Genomic DNA, 2731 nt, shown 5'->3' on the forward strand with positions numbered 1-2731 from the left:
GGTCGACCCCGCCCCTCCTGGGCGCGCCCAGCGTTCCCACGGGCCTGCGGGAGTGCGCCGGGTGCGGCGCGCCCGTGGCCCGGCCGGGCCAGGACGAGCAGGACGAGAGCGTCGCCCTGGAGGGCAGCTGCGCGGGATGCGGCCACCGCTACTCGTTCACCGTCAAGCTGCGACCGGGCGAACGGGTCGGCCGCTACACCGTGCACGGCGTCATCGCGCGCGGCGGGCTCGGCTGGGTATATGCCGCGACCGACGACAACCTCGGCGGCGACGACGTGCAGGCCTGGGTGGTGCTCAAGGGCCTGCTCGACGCGGCGAACCCGGAGGCGCGTCGGATCGCCGGGGGAGAGCGGCGCATCCTGACCACGGTGTCCCATCCGGGCATCGTCAAGATCCTCGACTATGTCACCCACCATGGCGAGGACTACATCGTCATGGAGTACGTGCCGGGGGTGTCCCTGGCCGGCCTGGCCGAGGTCGGGGTGGCGGGACCGGACGGGCGGTCGGCTCCGCCGTCGGCCGCCGATGTGATCCGCTACCTGCTGCGGGTGCTTCCGGCCCTCGGGCATCTGCATCGCCTCGGGCTAGTCTACTGCGACCTGAAACCGGAAAACGTGATGGTCACCGCCGAGGACGTCAAACTGATCGACCTCGGCGGGGCGCGCCGGCTCGACGACCGCGTGTCGGGATACCTGTCCACGCCCGGCTACCGGGCCCCCGAACTCGACGACGACGGGGAACGCCCGGCGGGCATCGCGCGCACCGCGCCCACGGTCACCACCGACATCTTCGCCGTCGCCCGGACCCTGGCCCGTCTCGTCCTCGGCCGGTTCCCGGGCTTCCTCGGCGCCTACCGGCACACCCTGCCGCCGCGCCGGGCCCATGCCCCGTTGCGGGACTTCGAATCCCTGGACCGGCTCCTGCGCCGGGCCACCGCGACCGATCCCGACCAGCGATTCCAGAGCACCACGGAGCTCGCCGACGAACTGGTGGGGGTGCTCTACGAGATCGTGGCCAGAACGGAGGGGCCGGTCCCCCCGTTGGCCAGCCGGTGGTTCGACGCCGTCGGGCATCCCACCGGGGAGGCGGGGCCCGCCGGGACCCCCGCATGGTGGGAGGTCCTCCCCGATCTGCGCATCGACCAGGACGATCCATGGGCGCCCGGACTGACCGCCGGTTCGGACGAGGAACCGGCCTCCCTGGCCACCCGGCTGGCGGCGATCGTCCCGAGGACCACCGAGGTGCGGCTATCCCTGGCCCGCGCCCAGATCCGGGCCGGGCAGCTCCATGAGGCGGCGGGCACTCTGGACGACGCGGCCGCGGAGCAGCCGCGGGAATGGCGGGTCGACTGGTACCGGGGCCTGCACGCCCTCGTCGGACGACAACCGGCCGTGGCCGCCGCGGCGTTCGACCGGGTCTACTCCCGGGTCCCCGGGGAGCTCGCTCCGCGCCTCGCCCTCGCGACCGCACTCGCGGACATGGCGACCACCACGACCACCACGGGCACCGCGGGCACCGCGGGCACCGCGGGCACCGCGCCTGAACGTGACGCGGCCCGGCACCGGGCCGCAGCCCTGTTCGACGTCGTCTCCACCATCGATCCGAGCACGACCAGCGCGGCGTTCGGGCTGGCCCGATGCCGGACCGATCCGGCCGACAAGATCGACGCTTATCTACGGGTCCCTCCGTCGTCCGCCGCCTACACCGCGTCGCGGATCCGCATGATCGGGGTGCTCGTCGGCCGGGCCACCCGACCAGACCGCGCGGCCTCGGGATCGGCGGCCCTGCACCGGGCGGCGACGATACTGGCCGATCCAAGGCTCGACCTGGGCGAACGACGCCGGGCCGAACTGCACCGTGACCTGTTCACCGCCGCCCTGGCCCTCGTCACGACCTACTCGTCCGCCTACCCGGCCGCCTACTCGTCCGCCTACTCGTCCGCCTACCCGGCCGCCTACCCGGCCGCGGATGCGCCCCGGCCACCGACCCTGCTCGGTCGGGTCATGGTGGAACGGGACCTCCGCTTCGGACTGGCCGAGACCTACCGGGAGATGGCCCGGTTGGCCGGTGACCGGGCGAGCCGGGTCCGCCTCGTCGACCAGGCGAACCGCATCCGTCCCCGCACGCTGCTCTGACGTTGACATCCTTGCTCAGCCGTAGCTTCCTTGCTCATAGGCGCTGAGCTGCGGTGCGCAGGTGGTCAAGCAGGTCGTCGACGAGTTGCTGGGGACTCGCATGACCCTTCCCGTCAGCGGCGAGATGCCCCGCCAGGGCAAGGTCGGCAGCCCCGTGCGCGAGTGCCCGCACGAGAGATGCCACGCGCACCGGGTCACCTGCGGGCAACGCACCAAGCTGTTGGGCCGCGGTGACGGTATCGACGAGCATGGTCTGCGCGGCGTGGGCCGCTGTCAGGCCGCAGTGCTCAGCTCCCGCGAGTCGATCGACCAGGCGCCAAATACCAGCCTGAAGCGTGCCGGGTACTCCAGTGCCCAGGTGATGTAGTGGTGCATCGCCATGCGCAGTACCGCCTCGGGCGTCCTTCCACCACGCATCGCGGTGGCGAGCTCGGCGCCTTGCCGCTCCAACTCCCGGGCGGCGATCGCGGCGAGCAGCGCCTCCTTAACCCGGTACCGACGTCGCGCGCTGCAACCAGCTCTGGGACGCCAGCGCACGGCTTGCCGGTCTACCACCCGAACTGTAATAATCATCAGAGTTCGGGCACTAGGGCCTG

At 72.3% G+C, this 2731-nt stretch carries 2 protein-coding genes and 1 pseudogene; 1 reads left to right on the forward strand and 2 read right to left on the reverse strand.

The window, feature by feature from the left end:
• A partial coding sequence (locus ACY5KJ_RS19575; protein ID WP_462204053.1) for a serine/threonine-protein kinase occupies window positions 1-2135 on the forward strand: 2135 nt, incomplete at its 5' end.
• A gap of 34 nt (window positions 2136-2169) precedes the next feature.
• Here the strand turns inward: ACY5KJ_RS19575 and ACY5KJ_RS19580 are convergent.
• Together ACY5KJ_RS19580 and ACY5KJ_RS19585 are read right to left on the reverse strand one after the other, a co-directional pair.
• Window positions 2170-2385, reverse strand: a complete 216-nt coding sequence (locus tag ACY5KJ_RS19580) for a hypothetical protein (RefSeq protein ID WP_462188687.1) — start codon at window positions 2383-2385, stop codon at window positions 2170-2172.
• Between the two features lie 23 nt (window positions 2386-2408).
• Window positions 2409-2731 (reverse strand): annotated as a pseudogene (locus tag ACY5KJ_RS19585) (hypothetical protein); the annotation flags it as partial.

The sequence above is a fragment of the Frankia sp. CcWB3 genome (assembly GCF_977927595.1).